Annotated in this window: 19 protein-coding genes and 1 pseudogene; 3 read left to right on the forward strand and 17 right to left on the reverse strand. The window is 40.9% G+C overall.

What is annotated here, in order from left to right; all coding sequences use genetic code 11:
• From D5281_RS20310 to D5281_RS20355, 10 genes are all read right to left on the reverse strand, one after another.
• Positions 1-290: DUF6075 family protein (locus tag D5281_RS20310; protein ID WP_277935498.1), on the reverse strand; the 290-nt coding region annotated here is incomplete at its 3' end.
• 421 nt (positions 291-711) lie between these two features.
• The gene (locus D5281_RS20315) at positions 712-1,947 is read right to left on the reverse strand and encodes a tyrosine-type recombinase/integrase (RefSeq protein ID WP_160561864.1); all 1,236 of its coding nucleotides are present in this window, start codon (positions 1,945-1,947) and stop codon (positions 712-714) included.
• A gap of 326 nt (positions 1,948-2,273) precedes the next feature.
• Entirely contained in the window at positions 2,274-2,462 is a 189-nt protein-coding gene (locus tag D5281_RS20320; protein WP_016298949.1) for a DUF6462 family protein, read from the reverse strand.
• A 442-nt stretch (positions 2,463-2,904) separates the two neighbouring features.
• Positions 2,905-3,147 (reverse strand): helix-turn-helix domain-containing protein, encoded by a 243-nt coding sequence (locus tag D5281_RS20325; RefSeq protein WP_160561865.1) that lies wholly within the window; start codon positions 3,145-3,147, stop codon positions 2,905-2,907.
• Positions 3,131-3,571, reverse strand: a complete 441-nt coding sequence (locus D5281_RS20330) for a sigma-70 family RNA polymerase sigma factor (RefSeq protein WP_160561866.1) — start codon at positions 3,569-3,571, stop codon at positions 3,131-3,133. The genes D5281_RS20325 and D5281_RS20330 overlap by 17 nt, the downstream gene beginning before the upstream one ends.
• A gap of 280 nt (positions 3,572-3,851) precedes the next feature.
• Positions 3,852-4,919 (reverse strand): hypothetical protein, encoded by a 1,068-nt coding sequence (locus D5281_RS20335; protein WP_160561867.1) that lies wholly within the window; start codon positions 4,917-4,919, stop codon positions 3,852-3,854.
• 5 nt (positions 4,920-4,924) lie between these two features.
• The gene (locus tag D5281_RS20340; protein ID WP_160561868.1) at positions 4,925-5,788 is read right to left on the reverse strand and encodes an ABC transporter ATP-binding protein; all 864 of its coding nucleotides are present in this window, start codon (positions 5,786-5,788) and stop codon (positions 4,925-4,927) included.
• A 4-nt stretch (positions 5,789-5,792) separates the two neighbouring features.
• Complete coding sequence (locus tag D5281_RS20345) at positions 5,793-6,581, reverse strand: hypothetical protein (RefSeq protein ID WP_160561869.1); 789 nt, start codon at positions 6,579-6,581, stop codon at positions 5,793-5,795.
• A 188-nt stretch (positions 6,582-6,769) separates the two neighbouring features.
• On the reverse strand, positions 6,770-8,032 hold the full coding sequence (locus D5281_RS20350) for a sensor histidine kinase (protein WP_160561870.1): 1,263 nt from the start codon (positions 8,030-8,032) through the stop codon (positions 6,770-6,772).
• A 1-nt stretch (position 8,033) separates the two neighbouring features.
• On the reverse strand, positions 8,034-8,804 hold the full coding sequence (locus D5281_RS20355) for a LytR/AlgR family response regulator transcription factor (protein ID WP_160561871.1): 771 nt from the start codon (positions 8,802-8,804) through the stop codon (positions 8,034-8,036).
• A gap of 156 nt (positions 8,805-8,960) precedes the next feature.
• On the opposite strand from D5281_RS20355, the gene D5281_RS20360 reads away from it, so the two are divergent.
• On the forward strand, positions 8,961-9,284 hold the full coding sequence (locus tag D5281_RS20360) for a helix-turn-helix domain-containing protein (protein WP_160561872.1): 324 nt from the start codon (positions 8,961-8,963) through the stop codon (positions 9,282-9,284).
• 73 nt (positions 9,285-9,357) lie between these two features.
• On the opposite strand, the gene D5281_RS20365 is transcribed toward D5281_RS20360, so the two are convergent.
• Positions 9,358-10,653 carry an IS110 family RNA-guided transposase gene (locus D5281_RS20365; RefSeq protein ID WP_160561873.1) on the reverse strand — a complete coding sequence of 432 codons (1,296 nt, stop codon included), beginning with the start codon at positions 10,651-10,653 and terminating at the stop codon, positions 9,358-9,360.
• Between the two features lie 667 nt (positions 10,654-11,320).
• Between D5281_RS20365 and D5281_RS20370 the strand changes: the two genes are divergently transcribed.
• Positions 11,321-11,662 carry a plasmid mobilization protein gene (locus tag D5281_RS20370; RefSeq protein WP_016226228.1) on the forward strand — a complete coding sequence of 114 codons (342 nt, stop codon included), beginning with the start codon at positions 11,321-11,323 and terminating at the stop codon, positions 11,660-11,662.
• Positions 11,611-12,984, forward strand: a complete 1,374-nt coding sequence (locus D5281_RS20375) for a relaxase/mobilization nuclease domain-containing protein (protein WP_160561874.1) — start codon at positions 11,611-11,613, stop codon at positions 12,982-12,984. The genes D5281_RS20370 and D5281_RS20375 overlap by 52 nt, the downstream gene beginning before the upstream one ends.
• A gap of 682 nt (positions 12,985-13,666) precedes the next feature.
• Here the strand turns inward: D5281_RS20375 and D5281_RS20380 are convergent.
• The 6 genes and pseudogenes from D5281_RS20380 to D5281_RS20405 form a co-directional block, all read right to left on the reverse strand.
• Positions 13,667-13,870 carry a transposon-transfer assisting family protein gene (locus D5281_RS20380; protein ID WP_160561875.1) on the reverse strand — a complete coding sequence of 68 codons (204 nt, stop codon included), beginning with the start codon at positions 13,868-13,870 and terminating at the stop codon, positions 13,667-13,669.
• A gap of 3 nt (positions 13,871-13,873) precedes the next feature.
• On the reverse strand, positions 13,874-18,478 hold the full coding sequence (locus D5281_RS20385; protein ID WP_160561876.1) for a YodL domain-containing protein: 4,605 nt from the start codon (positions 18,476-18,478) through the stop codon (positions 13,874-13,876).
• 91 nt (positions 18,479-18,569) lie between these two features.
• Positions 18,570-19,406: a DUF6674 family protein gene (locus D5281_RS20390; protein WP_160561877.1), complete on the reverse strand. Its 837-nt coding sequence runs from the start codon at positions 19,404-19,406 to the stop codon at positions 18,570-18,572.
• Between the two features lie 10 nt (positions 19,407-19,416).
• Positions 19,417-20,418, reverse strand: a complete 1,002-nt coding sequence (locus tag D5281_RS20395) for a helicase (RefSeq protein WP_277935499.1) — start codon at positions 20,416-20,418, stop codon at positions 19,417-19,419.
• Positions 20,419-20,427: 9 nt separating this feature from the next.
• Positions 20,428-22,263 carry a reverse transcriptase/maturase family protein gene (locus D5281_RS20400; protein ID WP_160561878.1) on the reverse strand — a complete coding sequence of 612 codons (1,836 nt, stop codon included), beginning with the start codon at positions 22,261-22,263 and terminating at the stop codon, positions 20,428-20,430.
• Between the two features lie 617 nt (positions 22,264-22,880).
• Positions 22,881-23,942 (reverse strand): annotated as a pseudogene (locus tag D5281_RS20405) (helicase-related protein); the annotation flags it as partial.
• Positions 23,943-24,254 lie beyond the last annotated feature (312 nt).

Consider the following 24,254-nt stretch of genomic DNA (forward strand, 5'->3'; position numbering starts at 1 on the left):
ACACTTGGCGTACCATTGCAGTAAAGGTTAAACGCCATCCTGACTACTTTTAAGCTCCCGCTGGTCTGCCAGCCTTCGTGCAGGCACTCCGTTTTTACACAGCCTGTCTTAAAGTTATAAATGCTGTTGATATTTCTTCTTGTGTCATCGCTGATACCAAGACAATAGACAAGTGCCTTGTGGTATACGTCTTGATATCTGACCTCTTTCAATTTTTCGTAGTAGAATTTTTCATGTGCATCGCTGATAAAAATAATCGCTTTCTCTGCTCCTAACGCTGTACTACTCATACTTTCTTCCTCCATTCTTTGATGATTGACCATAACAAAAAAGGACACTTCTCTAAAATTTTCTTTTAGAAAAATGTCCTTGTTGGTACAAATATTAGAATGTATCCGCACAACGATAAACGTACATGGAAGTATTATTCCGTATTATTCGTTTAAAATTTGTTGCACTTTTGTTGCAGTAGCGTGACCGTAGGTGCTTCAAACCCGCATAAACACTGGCTTTATTTGTCGAGCGACTTCATCGTCGGGAAAGGCAAATGAGTTACTTCATTATTCTTCATAACCGCTTATTTCCGCTTTTCTCTAACAATTCATCACTTCATTATGATGTATTATTCTACCTGTAAAATTCCAAATTTGTTGTAAATTTGTTGTAAACCACACAATTTGTTGTACTCACTTATCCGCTTCGGACTCTTTCCTAAAATACATCAAGATTGCGTGATAAATTTTGTATTGCTTCCTGTTTCTTCATATCAGTAACTTCGGCATATATGTCCATCGTTGTTTCAATATTGGCGTGTCCCATAACTGCCTGTATCACTTTCACATTTGTTTCCTTCTCGCAGAACCTTGTACAAAAGGTATGCCTTAAATGGTGGCATGAGAAGTGAGGTATTATGACTGGCTGCCTTTTCTCTTTTTTAGCATTTAACACTTCCTCTGCATTGTACGATTCGTATATCCGCTTGATTGCCCTGTTTACAGCTTGCGGATTATGAAGATTGCCAAAGCGGTTACTGAAAATAAAGCCTGTCATTCCGTCAACCACCGTAGTATTAAACCCTTCTTCCTTCTGCTCGCTGTATTCCTCCTGGAACGCTTCATATACTGCGTCCATCATGGGGATAGTACGGATACCCGCTTCTGTTTTCGGGAGGGATACTCCAAACTCACATTTTGTAGTATCATTTCGTCTAGGATAATAGGTAACACTATGATTTATACTGATTATCCTCTTTTCAAAATCTATATCCTCCCACCTCAACCCGATTACTTCACCAATTCTGCACCCTGTTCCTAATAATACTGTGAAAAAAGGTGTCCAATGGCAATGTACCGGACTTTTGGCTGTGTAGTCCATAAAGGCTCTCTGCTGTTCCAGTGTAAGGGCATGGCGTACACCATGATTTTTTCCCGGCTTCTTCTTGATTTGAGCCATCACTCCATCGCTCGGATTGTTTCTGATGATGTCATCCCGTACTGCAAGTTGAAATGTTGGGTGGAGAACGGTATGTATTGTTTCAAGAGTGTTAATCTGCATACCTCTGTCATTTAGCAGATGATAATAAAAATACAGCACATCTGAATACTTTATCGCTCCAATCTTTCGTTTCCCAAACTCACTCCTCACAAATCGGTCATACATATAGATGTAATTTGTGTAGGTTGTCCGCCTTAACTCTGTCTTGGTTGTAATATACCTGTCAAAAACAAAATTCAAATCGGCGTTTCCTGCTGCATATACATCCAGACCATCAAGCTGGTCTTTCATCAGCCGCTTTTCTTTTTCCCTAAGCTCTATTATATCATTTGCATATATATACCGTCTTTTCCCATAAGGATCAGTATAAGTATACATATATGATTTATCCTTGCGCTGGATTTCCCCTTTCCGTAAAGCTCTCCCTCTATGGTCTTTTCTTGCTTTTGCCATCTCTGCTCCTTTCTTACAAAAGGAAAGAGATATTTCGTACTGCTACTTTCTTTCTTCCATTGAGTATTGGATTTCAACACCCTTTTGTAGCACTTGCGTTATGGTCATGTCATGTCTGGCAGCATAGTCTTTCAGCTTCTCGTACTCTGCATCGTCAACTCGAAGGCTTAACGATCTCAGCTTAGGCGAATCGGTCTTTGGACGTCCCGTTCTTGGCATTTACTATGCACCTCCTTCATAACTAATACCATTATAATTCCCGTTCTACAAAAAGTCAAGAACTTTTTGTAGAACAATTATTTATCACGAAACCCTCTTTGCCTTAATTATTCACTTACTCTAAAAGACTCCAAATATTGCTCAAAAATATCACAGTTTACCAATACTAATTTATCTACCTTATAGATTGCGTTTGCCTGTTTTGCAAGCTCCTGAAATTTTGTCAAACCCATGCTGTAAATTTCTGCACCTTCCTTATATCTGACAAATTTCTTTCTGTCTACTTTTTTTACCATAAATTCCTCCAATCATTGCACAGCTTTATCTGCTAATAAATAGGCAGAATAACGCTTCTCCCCATTTATTAGCAGATAAAAACTGCAATACAGGTGGCGGCTCATTACGCCGCCCACATCGGTCTTGCACCGTCATTTCATTGACCGGACTGCGGCTTTCCCGCAGCCCGGAAGTATCATTATCACAGATATGCTTCATCGCCCCATGTAACTGCTACATATTTTGCCCGATCTCACTCGCTCCTTACCTTTGCTTCAATGTCCCGCTTCGACATTTCCTCACGTTTCACCCTGTTATAAATCAGGGCAGGTACGTCATGGCGCATCTGCTTAGTGGCTCTGCATATCCTCACGTCCTGTATGCAACACAATATTCAGTTGTCAAGGTACATCTGCATTCAGTCCTGTCATCTTTCTGAAAGGGAAGAAAACTGGCAGGCTGTTATGCTATTTCAAAATCCAATATTTTGGTAATCAGTTTTGTTTCCAGCCGCCTGCGGAGCGTTTCATCTACGCAGTAATGCGGCTGTCCATATTCGTCATATAATTTCCTGACAGACAGGCTTGCTATGTAACCTTCATAATGCTTTAATACCGCATTAATCGCCTCCACATCGCCTTCTGTTGCTGCCTTAATCGTATGGAAAGGCAACAAACCATTTTCTCTTTTACATTTTCTTTTCATCTGTACTTCCCTCCATAATTTGTTTCAGCATTTCCAGCGAGCGTTTTCTGTGTTCATGAATGGTACTGCGGACAAGATTCATTTCTCTGGCAATATCCGCATCACTCATCTCCATGAAATAAGAAAGCAGTATCACATTACGCTTTTTTTCTGTGAGCGATTGCAGCGCTTCTGCTATCAGGGCATCTTTAACCTCAATATCATAGCCAAGTACCTGAAAGTAATGATTTTCCACTTTATACTCATCCATAATAGAAAGTTGATTCAGCTCCTTTTCCGGCAGTTCCGACAACATAACTTCGTTCTTTTGCCGATAGCCCATGTGCCTGATGTAATCTACCTTTTCGCCCTTTAATGCCATTTTGCATATCCGGTCAAACTGATGTCTGATTGTTTGTTCATAACGGGATGAAGATTGCTCCATAAGAGTTCACCTCCTTCCCGTTCCAACTGGATAAGAGCAAAATCGTATTTTCCCTTTCGCTCTTTATCCCGTATGGCTGTATTCCCATGTTCGGGTAAGGTGAAAAACTTTTTAAAAAGTTTTCATATATATAAAAAACGCCTGCGTGGGACATTACCCATCAGGCGTTTCCTTTATCAAATATTTTGTTTTACTAATATCTATATGCACTGCTTATTAATGAACTACGACTTATATTTTATTTAGGATCTTCCTTAAATCCCTTTTACTACATGGCTTCTCACTTTCTAGCATAATTTTTTTGTAATGAATAATGTTTAAAATATTGTTTTATGCATAAAAAACTAAATAATATAATTAAAATACTAACTATTCCTGATAATATAGAAAGTAAAATAGAATTATGATATAATCCTGTTGTTTTATATTGCGAAATAATATTAAGAGAGTATATTGGTAATAACTCTAATACCTTTTGAAATGGTGGTAATATATCTGTAAAATCAAAAAATATTGGGGCAATAATTATAATCAAAGAACTGAAAAGCACTGAAAATGTATTTTTCCCATAACAAGAGCATACACATATAATCATTGAAATTGCCCATGTTGCTAGCATTCCCTCAACAAACATAACTATTGCTAATTCCCCTACGCTAAAAAAACTTTCCGAACTAGCAAAAACTCCGATTGATTGAATACTGACTTTTGCCCCTTCAAAACCATATAAGGTCATATACATTAAAAAATTTATAACGTAAAATGCGCAATATATTATAAGTGAAATAGTATTCACCATAAATATTCTTATTAAAACAGATTTTTTTCTCGCCATTTTAGTAGAATAAACAATTTCTGCAATTTTATTTTCCTTTTCACAAATAAAAATTTTATAAAAAATAACAATTAAATATATAATAATAAAAATGGAAAATGTATTAGAAAAATTAATAATAAACTTTTGCCAACCTCTACAATATCCGAAAATAATTTCTCGATTATTTATATTTTTTAAGCCGCTTATATTACTATATTTCATCATATAAAGTTCTTTTTGATCTTCAGATAAATGGCCAATACTTTGTTTCTCTTTTTCTAGAAACTGTTCTATTCTAATTATAGTCTGCTCATTTACTTTTCCTTTGAACTGATTTTCTGCCTGTTTTCGTATTTCATTAGCCGCCTTTCCGTTCAACGCTTCAATTCCGCTATTATCGCCATTCAGTATATATGTATCATAGTATAGATAACTCGAAAAAAAATTGTATATCATGCCCAAAAACAAAATAAGCACTCCTACAAGTACTATTTTTCTTGGAGAAAGTTTTTTTATTTCATACATAAACATATTCATCATTTTCCTCCCACAAAATATAAATATAAGTCTTCTAAAGTTCCGCAGACGCTTGTCGCTGAAGGTACTGGTTGAGCTTCATTTATGATTCTCACAATTTGCTGTCCTTCATTGTTTACCTTCGTATTACAAACTATTGAATTTCTTAATGTATTTGCATTTAATTCATTCTTATTACATTCCCATACTTTACCTCTTATATTAGTAAATGCTTGTTCTATTTGCCCAATATCTTCTATTGTTCCTGAATCCATAATAAGTAATCTGTTCGAAAGGTACTCAATATCTGATAAAATATGCGTTGAAATCAAAACAATCTTATCTATAGCTATATCACTGATTATACTTCTAAAGCGCACCCTTTCTTTGGGATCTAATCCAGCTGTTGGTTCATCTAATATCAAAATCTGTGGTTCTCCTAATAAAGCTTGTGCTATCCCTAATCTCTTTCTCATTCCTCCTGATAGCTCATTAAAATATTTGCTATTGCATTTTTGCAGATTGACCAAATTAAGAACATGATTTACCTGCTTATCTATATGGCTTTTTTTTATCCCCTTTAACAGTGCAATATATTTTAAAAAATCCAATATGCAAAATTCTTTATAACACCCGAAATCCTGTGGCATATATCCAATCAAGGCTCTATATTCATCCCCCATAGCAAAAATATTTTTACCATTATAAGTTATGCATCCACTATCTGGGATTTCCAAACTACTAATCATACTCATAAGTGTAGTTTTTCCAGCACCATTAGCCCCCAAAAGACCATATATTCCTCTTTCAAGATACAAATTTGCATTCTTAACTGCTACGGTTTTATTATACATTTTTCTGACATTACTTACCTTTAATTCCATCCTATCACGCTCCTGCATATTCTATTATTTTGCAGCTACAATTTGATAAATTATCAAAATAGCCTTTTACATCCTCATAAACTAAATTATCTATAATTTGCAAAATATATGGAATATTCTTAATATCAATTATTGGCATATTATATAAAAAATTTTTATATATCTCATCAAGAATGTACCATTTATTTAACCCTATTTTTTCAATTTCAGAAAATTGCTTTTTCAAATTATTTTTCCCTCTCATAATACTTTTTTTTGACAAAACAAAGTTTCTTATAACCCAATCTATATCTATACAATTTTCAAATGTTATAGTTAAATACATGATTTCTTTTGTTATTACTTTACACCCTATTGTGATTTTTTTTTCTTTCATAAAGTCTTTTAAAATTACTTCAAACAATTGTTGTAATATAATATTTTTTATGTCCTTATGCCACTCGACCAATAGGCAAAATATTTTTTTATTCAATTTTTGATTGTCTTTTATCACCAGCTTTTGATTTTTCAAACAACTTAATTTAGGTTCAACAAGAATTTTCGTTTTATTCTGCACCTTTTCTTTGCCAAAAATATTTTTACAAATCCCAAAAATTTTCTCATTATCTATATTGGAAAATATTATTAACCCAACTTCTACACAATTCAAATACTCATTAATAAATTTCAAAAAATTTGTTATATCAATTTTTTCTATATTTTCTTTTCTCCCAATTGGTAAATCTAATTTTCCCTCACTTAAAAGCTTAATTTTGCTTTTATTTTCTTCATTACGAATCTTGTTTTTTTTCATTTCTGTTAAAACTATTTCTTGTGCTTTCTTGATTATTCTAAATTGTAATTTAATCTATTTCCATAATACGCCATTTTTACTCCCAATTCGTCAAATGGCGAAATTCATATATAATATAGCGAAATTCATATAAAAAAGTGATGCGGACACTCCACACCACTTTTTAACTGTTTCATTATAATACATTGCTATTTCAACAATAAAGTATATAAAATAATTTTTACATCAAAAATATTATCACTATCTAATATTTGCATTTCTCCCTTATAATTATCCACCACCTTTTTCACATTCTGTAACCCTATGCCATGTCCTACCGTTTTCTTTTTAGTAGTTAAATAGGTATTTCCTCGTCTTTGCACCACATTATCAAAGCTATTTCTAATTCGAATGAACAGTATTCCCTGTTCGTAGCTCAGCGAAACCTCTATCCATTTTTCCTCAGAATCTTTAGCTGCATCTATTGCATTTTCTAATAAGTTTCCAACTATAATATTTAAATCAAAAGAATTAATATCTAATTCCTTTGGAACATTTATCTTGTAATCAACTCTTTCAAGAATCCGCTCTGCTTTATTCAGCATATAATTTACCAAACTATCAATCTCTTTATTCCCGCTACTGATGTATTCATTGGGATTGCTAAAATAGGTATATATATTTTGGATATAATGCATCACTTCGCTATCCTCATTTTGATTCGCCATAATTGACAATTCATTTAAATGATGCTTCATGTCATGCCGCAATGCCATCAGTTTTTCTTCCGACTGCATCATAACATTTAACTGATTTGAATAGCTTGCAAGCTGCCGCTCAAATATTGCATTTTCCTCTAGTTTCACATATGCACTCAACAATACATCATACAAATAAAATATGAGCAGATTCATAAACAGTATTCCGGTTCCCACAGAAACCAAAAGAATTCTATGGTTTAAATTATTCATAATCATAATCAGCAAAAGCACTATGCTTATAATTGGAATTGCAATTAATATGCTCAAATATGGAGGAATAAAATCTGCTTTTCTATTTTTTACCAGAAATTTTTCAATAAAAAACTCACAAACCGCAATTAAAAAAACAGTTATGTATACTGTCATTTCATTTTGATTTTTTCCTATCATATAATCATTGCAGGAATACACTGCAATGATATCACAAATCATATTGATTCCATAAATCAAAAAAGTAACTAATATTTTTTTCTTCTGTTTTCCCTCATATATCTGAGTAATTAAATATATCAGTAGCAGGTTTGTCATTATATTTGCAGGTGGGAAGTGAAATATTAGATAAACAATACTTGTAAAAAGAAAAAATAAGCAGTAAACCCCCTTTTCTTTCTTTTTATTTTCGATATCTATCTGAAAATATACAGACATAAATTTTCTAATTATAAAAGTCCTAAACAAATTGGTACTCAGTGTTATGACTATTCCATCCATATCATTTCTCCTCCCATTTATTTTGCATAATCCGCTCTCTAACCGATTTCCGATATGGCTGACTAATATTCAACAAAATTCCACCCCGCATTTTTACTAATTCGTAAGAACCCTCTATCATATAATCTAAATTTATTATATATGATTGATGTATCATTATAAAATTATGTGGTAGTGTTGAAGTAATCGCTTTTAATTTTCCATTAAATTGTTCCTCCCCGCCATTTGTTATTATATTTATTTTTTTGTTTTGGCTATAGAAATATATAATTTCTTTATAAGGAATTTTATAGAAAGTTCCTTTTGAATAATATTCAAATTTTTGATTTTTCATTTCATATAATCGAATACTTTTGTCTAATATCTTTTCTACTTCTTCTACCTCTAATGGCTTAATTAAAAAACCTAATGGCTGCACTTGAAATAGTTGCATAGCATAACTGCTTTTAGATGAAATATATATAATAGTCGTTTCCAAGTTCTTCAATTCCTCTCTAATAAACTTCCCCACCTGTATTCCATCTGTAGTAATTAATTCGATATCAAGAAAAAGCATATCTATACATTCCTTATCTTTCAAAATATCATTACATAAACTTTCTCCCGTATACCAAACATAAACCTCTAAATCTATATTCTTTTTCTTTCCATATTTATAACACCATTCTTCTAATTGCGTACACATTTCCTTTTCATCATCACATATTCCTATATAAAACACATCGTTTCCTCCAATAATTTTTGTTTTATATTCTACCGTTTTGTTTACCATTTTTCAATCTCGCTCTCCTTAGTTGTTTTATATTTTCCATAATAGATATTTTAAATATATATATCAAGCATTTTCTCTTAGCAATAAGTATTTAAAAACGATTATTGCTTTTTCAAAAAGCATAAAATATTTATTAAGCAAGGAGGAAAATATGCTATGTATGAAGATTTTATTAGGGAACGCATTAATACTCTGCGTATGCAACATAATCTTTCTGAATATCAATTAAGCTTAGATTTAGGACATTCGCAAGGATATATTCAGTCCATTACATCTGGCAGAACCTTACCCTCTATGTCTGCATTTTTAGACATTTGTGAATACTTTAAAATCACACCATTGGAATTTTTTGATCCTGCAATAAATAACCCTCCATTACTCAGAACCATTATGAACGATGTAAAAACATTATCTGAAAATGATTTATTACTCTTATCTTTGGTTTTAAAACGCATAACTTCTCCCCAAGCAGATAATTGATATATAAGTGTGAATCCATAGCCTGAATTTTGGGCGCACTACCCCCTTGGTGGAAAAAGTCTTTTTTAAAAACTTATCCGACTTGTGCAACACATTGCTGCTGTATGAGTTTTAAGGTTTCCGGGTCAGCTCCCTGCTCTCTCAGGAACTGAAGGGTATTGTCAAGAGTAAGAACAACTGGTTTTTGTTTTGGTGGATTGATGGTGGCTTCGTAGTCATCCGGATGGAAATCCTCGTTATCTGACAGCATATGATAAATGCTGGTAAGCATCATCCTTGCAATAGCAATGATCGCTTTTTTCTTGCCGCGTCGCTTGGAGAGACGCTGATATTTGATCGCAAAATAAGGTTCTTTCTTGCTTTTTACAGCGGCAAGGGCGCACTGGATGAGCAGTGGCTTGAGATATTGTCCTGCTTTGGAGCACCTGGTAGATTTTTTCTTGTTGGCACTCTCGTTATTCGCAGGGGTAAGTCCAGCCCAGGAACACAGATGCCTGTCAGATTCAAAGATGGACATATCAGCGCCGATTTCTGAAAGGATGAACAATGCGGACAGTTCTGTGATCCCGGTAACCGTTGCGATCCGCTTGACCTGAACGTCATACTGACGGCTTCGGAGGAAAAGCTCCGCTTCAATCTCATCAATGGATTTGTTGATGAAATCCATGTGGGCTTTGGCATGGGTCATCTTGAATTTCTGCTCTTCCAGGATGTGGTACCCGTGGATGGTGTCCATGACTTCGTCTTTGGAAGCCTTAACCCTGCGGTCGATCAGGGAACGGCATTTTTCTTCATCGAAGGGTTCACCGGAAAGCAGGTAGTCCATGATGCGTGTGGCGGAAAGCCCGAAAGGGTCTGTCAGGGCACAATCGATTCGGATGCGGGAAATGGTCATGCTGTTCTGATAACGGTTCTTCTCTGCCGTGCGCATATAAGAAAGTTTCAGGCGGTAACGGGACAGCTCACGCAAAGCCCGGATGTCTGCGGGAGGGATAAAAGAAGCTTTGACAATGTCGAAGCGGAACAGGTTGGCAATCCATTTTGCATCACGTTTGTCCGTTTTCTTGCCTTTGATTGCTTTGACATATTTGGGATGTGTGAGGATGACATGCATGTGAGGTTCAAGGATATTAAAAACAGGGATCCAGTATTTACCTGTAGATTCCATACAGACATCGCGGCAGTCCTGTGCGAGAAGCCAGTCGCGCAGGGCGGAGATATCTGAATTAGTAGTGTTAAAGACCTTAGTTTTGTAAGAGGCCGTCAAAGTGACAGGATCAGAGGTACAGACAGCGGCAACGACTGATTTTTTATGTACATCCAGACCGGCGCATTTGGGGCGGATCACTTCAAACTGTTGTGTATCCATAAAGTCCCTCCTTTCACATAGGGGTGAGAGCATAAAAAGAGGACAGCAGCATTGACTGTCACCCAAGCGAAAAGACTTATCTCAGAACCTAAGGGTTCTGCCATCTTAAATGATAAGTGTACGGACTCGAGGTCTCAATTGTTTGTGCTTGAAAAGGATGACGGCACAAATAAGTTTTCGGGATAAGATGGTCTTTCGCCACTCACCACGCCGTGCTCTGTAGTGTACTGATATCCTCATGGATAGTATAGCACGAGAAAGGGATAAACGAAACTGTAAACTGGCTGGATTCATGCATTGTTTGTGCCGGAAGGCAGGTACGACGTAAGGAGGGCATGCCGCCCGGCATGTCTGGAAGTTTGACACACCCTCAGGGAGTGTCATCAGTAGAATAGCAAGCACTGCCCATGTCCGGACACATGGGCGAAATTCCCCATACTTCCCTACCGTCCGTATGATGAAATTTCCATAGGGAAGTATCCCTAACCCTCTTTGGTTTTCTCTGCATTTTTCTCCGCAAGTCCTTGACCTTCCCACGCAGATTTGCTACAATAACATATGGATAATTCTATCCAAAACAACTGAACAGACACGAAACCAGACTGTTGTAAACCGGACAAGTTACAGCAGTTTTTTTATGCCCAAATTTAGAAAGGACGATGTAAAAATGGCAAACAGGACACGCACCAACCGGAATGAATTTCACTTGAACGACAAGGAGCAGTACATCCTTGACGAGAAGTTTAAGCTGTCCGGCATGAAAAGCAAATCGGCTTTTATCCGGAAGCTGATTCTATACGGATATGTCTATGACGTGGATTACAGTTTTTTACGGGAATACAATACGGAGTTAGGGCGAATCAGCTCCAGCTTAAACCAGATTGCGAAAAGAATTAACAGCACCAACCACGTCTATCAGGAAGATATGGACGAAGTAAAGGAGTTGATGAAACAGGTATGGCAATCACAAAAATCCATGCTATCACAGCAACCGTTGATAAAGCGGTAGCCTACATATGCAACCCGGACAAGACAGACGGAAGCATCTATATTTCTTCCTACGCCTGTGCGCCGGAAACCGCAGCGATTGACTTCAAATATACCTTAGACCACTGCCGGGAAAACAGCCCCAATAAAGCCTATCATCTGATACAGGCTTTTGCTCCCGGTGAGGTCAGCTTTGACGAAGCGCACCAGATCGGGAAGGAACTTGCGGACAAGGTTTTAGAGGGGAAATATTCTTATGTTGTCACCACACATATTGATAAAGGTCACGTCCACAACCATATCATTTTCTGTGCCGCTGACAACATAGAACATGACAAATACCACGACTGTAAGCAGAGCTATTACCGCATCCGAAAATTAAGTGACGAGCTCTGCAGCGAGCATAATCTTTCTGTCATTATCCCCGGTGGGGAGCGTGGGAAAAAATACAACGAATGGCAGGCAGACAAGAACAGCACCGCATGGAAAACAGAGATAAGGAAAGACATCAACGCCGCCATAAAATCATCCTCAACTTACGAAGAATTTCTGCTCCTGATGCGGGCAAAAGGCTATGAGATAAAAGGAGAAACTTTTGGGGAAGACACCCTCAAATTTATCTCCTTCCGTCCACTCGGCAAAGACCGTTTTGTGCGTGGCAGCATCAAGTCACTCGGAAAGGAATACACGAAGGAGCGCATCAAAGAACGGATTGAACTGAAACGGGAACGGAAAGCAGTTATCCCGAAAAGGGATTACGCAAATAAGAGATTGATTGATACCTCCGATGAGAAATTCCAGAACAGTCCGGGGCTGCAGAGATGGGCGGCGGTGGAGAATTTAAAGATTGCGGCACAAGCATATAGTGAAGCAGGCTCTATAAAAGAATTGGAACAGAAAATCGCCACCACAGCCGCCACCGGGAAGGAAGCAAAGCAGACTGTCCGCAAGCTGGAGAACCGCATCAAAGACCTTGCGGAAATCATCAAATATGCGGAGCAGTACAAGGCAAATAAAGCGTATCATACCGCCTATAAGAAGTCCAAAAACCCAGACGCTTATTTCCGTAAGCATGAGAGCCAGATCATCCTTTATGGCGGCGCAAGGCGTATGCTGGAACAGGCGGGCATCCCCTTAAAAGGCTTGAACATCGACAAGCTGAAAGCGGAGTATCAGGAGCTGACCGCACAGAAAAAAGAACTGACCGCCACATACAAAAACTGTGAAAAAGAACTGAAATCGCTGAACCGGAAACTGGAGAACCTGAACCAGTATTTATGGCGCACAGAGCCGCCAAAAAGCGCACAGGAACAGCCAGACCGGGATAATAACCCTTCCCGGTAATTCCCTGTCTGAAAAAGGCTTTAAAAGCGAAAAGAGCATCGTGGAAATGTGCATAACTCCCCATTCCGTCATGGACAACACCATTCACAGCATATGGAAAAGCAAAGGGCAGCTTTCCCACATCCTGCAAACAGTGTTGCCCACAGCTCCATAAGAAGGGGAGTTATACACATTACGCACAATGCCGACTGCGGCGGAATCCCACCCATTCCTTCCTACCTTATTATATAAATCTGAAAAAATCCTTGCAGACAAGACCATATTCCTGTAATATAGTCTATAAATCTGCAAAAAAATAGGAGTGCCGAAGCACCCCCCATTTCCTAAACCCTCTTGCAAAATTCGCAGTGTTGGTTTATAATCATCTTAGAAGCCGAAGGATATTGCACGTCCGACGGTTGTTCAATCGGAAACTTATAAAGCGTAAAAAATTACGGATTACAAGGCTATCCTCTATGGCAGTAGAAGATAGCCTTTTCCGTTACTTGCGGTTGTGTTTATTGTCTATGTATGTCAAGGCTGCAAAAATCACCAGCACCAACGTAAGCACTTCTAACGTATTCATACCGACCTCCTTTCCGTTTCCAGAAAGGACAACCGCAGACTATCCCTACCTGCTCTAATCTGACTAAGAGAATTATAGCACGTTCTGTCGAATAATGCTATAAAAGATTTGCGTCAATCACTCCGCCGCTTCCAATGCCACCTCTGCAAATTCCGCATCGCTCATGGCTTCCAGTTTCCCTAAGACCTGTCCGGCAAGCTCCACCATATCACTGTCCTGTATGTGGGGGATCACGTTCTTTATGTCGGCAATCATACCCTTCCTCTCCTGTCCCTCAAACACACACATCAAATTGATTTCTTCCACTGTAAATTTATCCATAGCTTATATCTCCCTTTCTGATTTTTTCTCTGTCCCCTTTTCCGGGGTTTCTTTCTCTGACTTATCCCTCTGGCGGGTGACCGCCTTTTTCTCAGCCAGCTTTTCCTTTATGGAAATTCTGCCTGTTTGCTTCTCTTTTTCCTCTTTCGGCTTCTCATTGTTCAGGACGTTATCAATCATGTTATAGTTACATTCTTCCAGTTCCTCAACCTTTGCAAGCGGCTTGTATTCCGCCAGCTTATCTATCAGCTCCTTCACCTTCCTTGCGGTCTGTATGCCCTCACTGTCATTAAGCTCCGTCCCTTTCCCGAAAATATCCGTCATGCCTTCCCGGATACTGTCTGAAATGAGCGCATTGAGGAAATCATTCAGATACCCGGTATTCCCGTTCCTGATGTCCTCTGTGATGTTCGCTATCTGCGCTTCCCTGTCCTCCACTGTCTGATTGTACTGAACAGTGTCGTAGTTATAGGAAAGCTGGTCTATCTCCGCAGCAAGGAAAGCCGCCTGCCACTTTTCCAGAGAACCCCTCACCTCTATATCCGGCAGTTTGTCGATCAGCTCCGCAATGACCTCCACCGCCTTCGGATTGTCCGTAATATCCGGCACATAGTCCAGAATCTCCAAATCCGCAACTCCGCCCGAAACAATATCTATCTGTATGTCCTCATAGCTTTCTGTCCCCTCTGTATGGATATTGATGCCGATGCTTGGGATACCGTTCATCCTCTCCGGCGGTATCTGGTTGAAAATAGCGATTGCTTCCGGGACGTCTGCTATCCCCTCATGGTACTCTCCGAAATTGTGAAATTCCCCGCACTCTGCCACTGTAAGAGTGACAACCGTCTGTTTTTCCTCCTGTGCCTGCTCTGCGGCTTTCTCCTGCAGGGCGGCTCGTTTTTCCTCAAGATAGGCTTCCACACTCGGAAGATACTGCCCAAGCGTCCCAGTCTTGCCCACTGTAATTGGATTGATGTCTACCTTAACGCCGCCGATTGTAAAACCGTCCTCGTTGAAGGCATTGAACAGGTCATCTTCGCTTTCCCTTCCCCGGTACTCCACCACCACGTCAAGGTCAGAAGCAGCTTCCTCCAAACCTCTGCACCGGCTTCCGGATACCGCTACATCAACAAGCTCTATATTTATCCCATACTCGTCAATTTTGGACTGCAAATAAGCGTAGACACTCAACTCTATATCCTCCTGTGTCTGCCCGTTGATTCCATGAAATAATTCCTCTGTTTTGGCTTTAAAGTCTGCCACCGTCTTACGTTCTTCCGCTTCCTTCCGGATACGGTTTTCAATTCCATGTTTTGCTTCCTGCTCCGCTTTCTCCACCAGTTCGTCATAATCAATCGGTATCAGTTCATCATAAGTGTGAATATTTCCCTCCAGCTCACTCTTGTGCATAGGCTCTTTCAAATCCGTCACAATCTCGTCAAGTGCCTGTCTGATTGTTATGTCCGGATTGTCATATACGCCCCCGTCCAGTTCCCGGTAGTTCATATCATAAATCGTGTAATCATACCCCTCAGTGGCTTCCTGAATACTGATATAACGGTCTGCCAGACGGAAGGCAAGCTCTGTTTCTTCTCTGCCCATTGTCTGGCTTTTGGTGTCTATGTACGGATTTTCCCACTCCGTAAACAGTACATCTTCCACGATATGCTTCTGGTTGGCTGTTGGCATGAGATGTTCCATTTTCCCCTGTTCATAGAGGGTATCAAACCTGTCCATATAGAGGGAAATATCGTCAAGACCGCTGCTCTTTAGCTGGTACTCAAACCGCTGTTTCACAAAATCCTTTATTTCCTCCGGCGACATTTCCCGATGAACCCGTACCTTGTCAAAGCCGACCTCTTGATTTAAAGTCTGCAAATCCTCCATGAAGCGGCTGCTTTCCACCACCGCCTTGCTGTGCGTAAAATCCAGTGACAGACAGTTTTCATGGTTTCTGACGTGGATCAGGTCAAATTCGCTGCCATTGACATGAAAGCCGAAAGTTGCCCTCGCCATATCCGGCTTATCCTCTGTTTCCCTTCCCAGGTACTCTGTGAATTTCGCCATTGCTTCCGGAAGGCTCTCAAAACGCTCCAGCCTGCTTTTTTCCGGGCTGTTCTCTGCCCATGTGGATAAATCCTCAATGACATAATAGGAAACTTTGTCATTGTCCGGCTCTGCCATTGTATTTTCTGCCGGGATTTCTGTAGTTTCCTCCCTGACCGCATCTTTTTCTGTGCTGATTTCCGCCGATACCGAAAGCTCCTTTGTAAACTCCGGTATCTCCCTGTAACCAACGGAATCCACATAATGGCTTGTGTTCTCCCCGTCCTGATGCAGCACCACCACGTCACTCACAGAAATGGAATGTCCAGTAAAGTCTGCCGGGTGGTCTATATTGAATTTCGTATAAATATCTTCAAGGCTCATGCCCTCCGTAAGCTCCCCGGTATAGACAAGGGTGTAATTCTCTCTGGAAACTTGGATACCTTCTTTTTCGAGGTAATCCATATCCATAAAGCGAATATCCCTTGTTTCCGCTGAATCTTTAAGCTGATAGATACCATACCTTCCCTCATTGCCATATAAAAGCTGTGCTTCCCGGTTAGGCTCGCTGTCCTTCAATTCCTGCTTCATGGACTGGTATTCCTTATAAGCGTTCCAATCGCCTTTTTCCACGCCGAACAGTCCGTCATGCTCCTGCAATGCCGCCCTGTCCTCTACAAGCGTTTCTGAACCGTCTGCATGGAGCTGGTACACCGATACGTCTTCCCCAAACAGTTCCGATGCCATATCCTTTGTCAGAGGGAGCATTTCATCCAATGAATATCCGTATTCGTGCATTTCCGACAGCCCCACCATTCCGTCCGGGAGAGCGTCAATTTCTTCCTGCGCCACCCTGATCGTTTCCCAAAGCAAGGCTGAATCGTCTTTCTGCTCCGCAATGGAATGTGCAAGGGAAGTGGTCTTATACATATCATCCAGCTTATACGCATGGTTCATAATCAAATTGCGCTCATCGCTGTCATATACCGACCTGTGAAATTCCATGCGGTTAATGAGCTGCTCCGCCTGTACCGTTGCCGGAAGCTCCGAAGCAATATAAAGCTCCTTTTCCGTCATATCCATGTCATAATCAAAGAACTGCGGATACCCGTCATTCAAACCGCCGCTTCTCATAATCGGCACAAACTCAAAACCCTTTTCACGCAGATAATCCAAAGCATTTCCCTCCTGCCCGTCCACTTCACGCATCAGTATGTCGTACAGGGCATTCTGCACTTCCGACTGCATATTTGTGATTTTAATGGTTTCATATTTCCCGCTGTCCGGTGTGGAGAATCTCACAATTACATCGCCATATTCAATCGGAATGTTGGCTTTTTCCATGTCATTTATGGCATTTTCTCCCTGCAATGCCTTATAATCGGTTATCTCATGGGTATCCGTATCATAGGCATAGTCTAAATGGTATTCCCCTATTTCCTCGCTCCGTTCATTGGCAAGCAGCGCTACCCATGCCCCGGCTCTTTCAAGGTAGGCTTCCGCATTCTGCCTGTCATCGTCTTTCATGGCAGACAGTAGATTAAATATTTCCGTCCTCTCCATGCCCTTAACATTCAAAAGGTCATATTCGGAACGGTCTGTATTCGACACAAGCAGGATAATGTCCTCCTGTGACTGTTCTGCAGCACGTTCCTTTTCAATCTCCAGAAGCTGCGCTTCAATCCCCTTTATCAGTTCCGAGGAAGTCCGGCGTATGGTGTCGAGGGATGATTTCAGCTCCGGCATCTCTTTTCCGCTGCTCCACCCGGCGATATACCCAAAGGAATAATCAGACGTGTCAATCCCGAAATGCTGGCATACGGTGTAGGCAACGCTTTCGGCTTCCACCTCTTTCGTTTCCCGGTCTTTATAGACTGCTTTCTCCGTATCCTGCTCCGCTTCCCTTGTATGGAGCTTTGCGTGTGCCACTTCATGGACTCCGGTCTTTGCGGTCTGCGCTTCGCTCATGCCCTCCTTAATGGCGATAGGGCGGCTTAAATCAATAAAATATCCTTTCCTGTCACCCTCCATTTCCTCATATCGGATTGGGACAGGGGAAACCCTCTCCAATGCTTCCATAAAATCCTGATAACGCTCCACATTTCCATGCAGTTCATTCACGCCAAGTCCGGGAAGCTCTTTCCCGTCCGTCTGCGAATAGTCGAACACTGTCACAACACGAAAGGCAGGTATCTTTATCTCCACTTCCTCCATGACGGGCATCCCGTCCCGGTCAAGCACAGGCTCATTCGTTACCGGATCAATCTTCTCCTGTTCCTCTTTGATTTTATAAGGCGCAGGCGCAAGGATACGGATACCCCTCTCGCCCTTATTTACATGGCGTTCAAAATTCCTCTGCCATGCCTTGTAGCCGGCAACGTATGTCGCATCCGGGCATTGCATCTCTATGAGCTGGATATTGTTTGCGCTGTAATTGTGGAATTTTGACATGGTGTTCAGGTAGCTTTTATATTTCTCCCCTTCAAACAGCTCCTTCAAGCCTTCCTCCAGCCTGTCCGTTATTTCTTTTACTTTCTGTTTTTCAGTTCTTGCATCTGCCATATGGTTATCTCTCCTTTTCCTCCATAAAAACAGAGGGCAGATAAGTTTCCCTGTCTGCCCCCTCTTTGGATATTTTTATTCGCTGATAGTTTTATAAACATTCCTCTTTGCTTTTTGCCTTATCCGGCTCCGGTGCTTTTTTCTGCTGTCCCACCTTCTCCTTCATCTGCGACAGCTTATCCTTTACGGACACCCGCCCTCCTTTCTCCGCTTCCTTCCCGGCATCCAGACGGGCAGAGAGCCGATCCAGCTTTTCAAACGCCTGATCCGCCCCGTCAATCTTCTTCCGCAGGTTCTCCACTGCCTTTTTTACAGGCGTGTTGACTGCCCTTGTCAGACCGACACCCGGCTTTTCGTCCGATACCTCTTTCGTTCCTTTCCCGGCTAACAGCCTGCCTACGTTGGAAACGCTGTTCCCGATCTGCTTTAACTCGTCCCCGATGCTGTCAATCTGGTTGGCTGTCTTTTCACAGTCCGTCATCACGTCAACCAGACACTCCCGGTAGCCGGAAAGCATGGACTTCATGCCGGAGATTCCTTTCTGGAGAACCTTGCACATCTCCGCCTTGCCTTTTTCCTTAAAAGCGTTGACCGCCTGTGTTGCTGTTTCCACAAGACGGTTTCTTACCGCTGTCAGACGTTCCGACAGGCTTGTGACTTTCTCCTGAAGGTTGGATATTTTCTCCATAATGTTCTCCGTAACGGGCTTCGGCTGTTTCTCCTGCATCTGAGAAAGCTGCTCCCGGACACCCTGTAATTCATCCACCATTGCGGCAAGCTGTACCTGCATACCCTCCACATACCAGAAAACCCCCATAAAATCCTGTGACTGCTCTTTCATGTTCTGCTGGTTCAGCAGCTCTATAAGCTGCTTTAATGCGTCATTTTCCTCCATGACCTGTTTTGCGTTCTGTCCTGCTGTTTCCATTTTACCCTCCTTATAAACTTTCCTCTTTTCCTTTACCTTTTGAAATATCCGGCTTTTCCGGCATTTTCTGCCCATATGCCTTCTCACGCATCTCGGCAAGTTTCTCTTTTACGGAAATGCGCCCTCTCGGACTGTCGGCTAACATCCTCTCTTTCCCATGCTCCGCCACCTTCTCCGATACTGCCCGGTTCACCTGCGGTCTGAAAGGCGCATCCGCCACCGCTTCCGCATCACGCCCCATTTCTTCTGTATCAAGTTCCTCCTGTTCCCCGTCATTTTCCGACTCATCGTCCATATCAATCCCATCGCCGCCCTTTTCGTCCATGTTCAACAGGGCATTTAGCTCTGTCAGGCGTTCCAGCTTCTCCGCAAGTTCCTCTTCCTGTGCGAATGGCTTTGTGACCTCCACCTTTGCGGTTTCAAGCTGATGCTCCACGTTCTCCAGCTTCTGCGCCACCGTTTCCATTTTCCCGGTCATGCCCTCTAAGGCGTTGCTTAACCTCTGCAAATTTCCCAACGGATCAGTGCCGATTTCCACCTCATGGCTGATGCTGCCCTTTAAATTCACCGTAAACTTGGAAAAGAACGAATCAAAAGAAACACTCATCTTAAAACCCTGATACTCCCCGATTGTGACTGCCATATTCGGCTGTTTTGCGCTCCGGCACATATCAATCAGTGCTGCCCCGGCTTCCTTTTTGTCCGTATATACCCGGTTGCCGATTTTTATGGAGAAAGTGTCCTTGTCCGGGAATTTATTCTGTGCGTAGGTCTGAATGTCGGCACGATACCCTGCAAGGCGTTCCTTCATGGAAGCAATCTGCACAGGGTAATGCTTCACGATATTGTCCTCTAAGCGGTACTTCTGGCTGGTGTGGTTCGCCTTTAACAGCTTTAGCTTGGACACCTGAATATCTAAATCATGAGGTAAGCACAGTCTGTCATCTACTTCGACAGTACCATACTCCCTCCAAAACCGTACGTACACCTCTCGATGTATACGGCTCGCCATAAGTTCAACTTATCGTTTTTCATCACAGGAATGAATTTGTTCGTGGCACTTAGGGCATACTGCAAGTGTTTTTCTCCTACGCTTTAGCATAAGTCTTTCCCACTCACTGTTACCTTTGAGACTTTTAAACTTCTTAACTTGATGAATTTCCAACTCTGTACAATAACCACCGCACAATTCACACGTTTTGGTTTTCAATTTTCTTGCAAGGCTGTTTGGTCTGTCGTATCTTTTATACTGTGGTAATAATTCCACCTGCCCAGCAACAGAGCTGTCTCTTTTACCATAGCCTTGATTATAAAATACAGAAGTTTTCAAACCCTGCTTTGTTTCATAACTAACAGTAAAATCTCCATTCTTTACATATTTCTTTTTAATTTTGGAGACTTTTGTCTTGTACTTGAACGCAAAAGTTTTCATCATGCTGTATTTCATTGCCCTGCCAAATTTTCCTATTACATAGGCATTATCAGCAATACAATAATAATTAAATAAGCCTCTTACCTTTGCATTGTAGTCACTTAAAATCTCAATATCGCTTTTGTTCAGAACTTTGCCACTATGCATGGCTTTCCATTTCTCGTTACCATCTTCATCAGTTGCAATTTTAATTGCTTCATATTCAAGCAGTTTCTTAACCCAATTTTCTTTCGGCACATATAATTTGACCACACCACTAAATGGTCTTGATTTTACACCGTCCTTTCTTCTTTTTATACCATCATTTCTTGATACTTTAATCTTATATCCAAGAAAATCTGCACATTTGCTGGTATGAGTAATTTTTGTCTTTTCGTCCGAAAGTGTTAAATTTAACTCTTCCGCAAGGAATTTCTTAACTTCTGCTTTTATCATTTCTGCATCTTCCTTGCTTCCAATCACTCCAATCAGAAAATCATCACAATATCTTGTATACTGTATCTTCTTGAAGTTTTCGTCTCGTGCTTCATAACGTGGCAGTTTTGTATAAATTGCCCTTAAATCTCTAATTTCTTTTGCACGACGAGTACGTTCTTCTTCACTGATTTTATTCCAGTCTTTGGCATATTTCTTTTTCAAGCGTTTTGCCCTGCCCCTTACACTTTCATATTCATAGGACACTTTACGTCTGTTACAGTCTCCAACATCAAACTTATCCTTTAATTCCTGCATAAACTCATCCAATTCATTCAGATAAATGTTTGCAAGTATCGGACTACAGCCCGAACCCTGTGGAATACCGAAATAAGTTTTATTAAATGTCCACTGTTCCATATATCCTGCTTTTAAGAATTTACATATCAGATTTAGAAATGCTTCATCTTCTATACGCTTTCTCAAAATACGGATAAGCACTGCATGGTCAAAACTGTCGAAACACGCTTTTATATCGCCCTCAACAAACCATTTAGCTCCTGTAAAAGTTTTCCTAATCTGTATCAGTGCTGTATGACAGCTTTTGTTTGGTCTGAAACCATGTGATTTAACAGAAAAACTTCCCTCATAGATACTTTCCAGTATCATTCTGACTACTTCCTGCACCAGTTTATCATCAGCGGAAGAAATACCAAGCGGTCTTTTCTTATTGCCTGTTTTCTTCTTGATATACTCACGTCTTGCAGGTTTTGGCTGATAACTTTGGTTTCGCATACTCTCTATAATTCTGTTAATTCGAGCCATGCTGATACCGTCAATGGTCATGCCATCTACTCCCGGTGTCATACTACCTTTGTTGGCATAAATATTTTGATATGCCAGCAGATAAAACTCCGGATTGTATAAGTTCCTGTATAACCTTTGGTACTTATACGATTTCTCCTGCGATTTCTCGCTTAAGCTTTTCAATACGTTAATTGGATTTCTCAATGCCTCTCGCACCTTCCTTTCTTTGTATTTTCCAAACCTACTGCTTCCCTTCGCCATGTGGGCGGCTTTCCCGCATCTGATTTTACAGCTTTCCCTGTTGATTCAGGTTCCTCGGACTACTACGGAAGCTCTGTTACCATGCCCTTTCGGGTTTAGGTAATCTCCGTTTAGCCTAATTAAAACATTAGCTTTTCGTATTGTCGGAGTACGACTTTCGCCATTTACACACTACTCATGGTTGCTTTATCTTGAGTATTACGCAGTTATACAAAATGGAAATATAACTGCCAAGATACTGCACGTTTCAATTCCGTTCGTGCAGGGGCAAAGGCTATACCCAAGCTCTGGCTATCGTTAAAGCAATCCAGCTTTTACCCTCATATACGAATTTTCATTCTCACAGCAAAACAACTTATTAGGAATTTTAATCGTTACTCTGCTGTCTGCCTGTATACAGACAACAACATGCTACACTCCCTGTTTTGTTTCCAAAATCAGATAAGTTGTAGAATGATAGGTTGTGAATTTCTCCACGTTAATACTTTTACCTACTCCTTGCTAAAGGGAGTATTTTAACTAGACCGCACCGCCAACAAAGTGGCGGTTTACGGACGCACCATCTTTTCCTTGATATACGGGTTGCCAGTTGCCAGAGCCTTTACTTCCGCATAGGTGAGAGCCGCTTCGTCTATGTCCTCACAGCTTCTGACCGGGGATTTGCTCGTCATAATCTGCCCGATGAATTTCTGCTTGTTTTCGATGAGCTGCCATGAGTAGCTGTCGAATGTCCCTTCCGTCACATACCGGAAAATCTTTACCTTGTCATTCATGTTGCCCTGCCTTAAAATCCGACCTTCCTGCTGTTCAATGTCGGACGGACGCCAGGGCACATCGAGGTGGTGTAGCGCAATCAACCTGTCCTGTACGTTTGTCCCGGCTCCCATTTTTGCGGTTGAGCCTAACAAAAAACGAACCTGCCCGCTTCTTACTTTTGCGAACAGCTCCGCTTTCCTTGTTTCCGTATTGGCGTTATGGATAAATGCTATTTCATTTTCCGGCACTCCCTTCGCCATAAGTTTATCCCTGATGTCCTCATATACGTTGAATGTCCCATCTCCCTTCGGTGTGGATAAATCGCAGAAGATAAGCTGCGCCGATTTCTGCTCTTTGGTCTGTTCCCAAATCTCAAACGCCTTTTCCACACAGGTTGTGGCTTTGGAGTTTTCTTCATCCGGGAGCATATCATTGATGAGCCGCTGGTCTAATGCTAACTTTCTTCCGTCATTTGTGATTTTGAGCATATTGTCGATGTTCGGCTGCACTTTTCTGTCCCTGACCGCTTCCGCCCTGTCCGCAAGGGACTGTACCATGTCCTGCTGGTACTCGCTCGGCTTTAACACGATATTTTCATAATCCGCTTCCGGCACAGGCAGCTTTAACATATCCGGTGTCTGAATGTCTGCGCTCTCCTTAAATAACGCAATCAGTTCCGGTAAATTAAAGAACTTGGCAAACCTTGTTTTTGCCCGGTATCCAGTCCCCTCCGGCGCAAGCTCTATCGCTGTCTGTGTTTCCCCAAAGGATGCCGCCCAACTGTCAAAATGACCTAACCCCAAACGCTGTAAGGTATTGTACTGGAGATAGCGCATATTGGTGTAAAGCTCCGTCATGCTATTTGTGTTAATAACTTCATGAGCTGTCACAGATTCGACCTCACCTGCTGTCGTGAAATCACCCATTTTCCTGTCACACAATCAATTGTATATACAACTATTTATTTCCAGTCTATAGCAGCTCTCTGAACTGCATTTTCCATGTTTCTATCTTATATTGTCTGACTCTTTCGAACCATGCCTCTCTTATCTGCGCCGGAAATTGTTCCAACATCCATGTACAATTCATGCAGGAAAGCCGCCCAGATCATTCCGGACGGCCTGTTTTTCCTGTTCCCCTATGAAATTGTCCCCATTCCCCGCACACTTCGCCAAACA

The sequence above is a fragment of the Parablautia muri genome (genome assembly GCF_009917485.1).
Classification (GTDB): Bacteria; Bacillota; Clostridia; order Lachnospirales; family Lachnospiraceae; genus Suilimivivens; species Suilimivivens muri.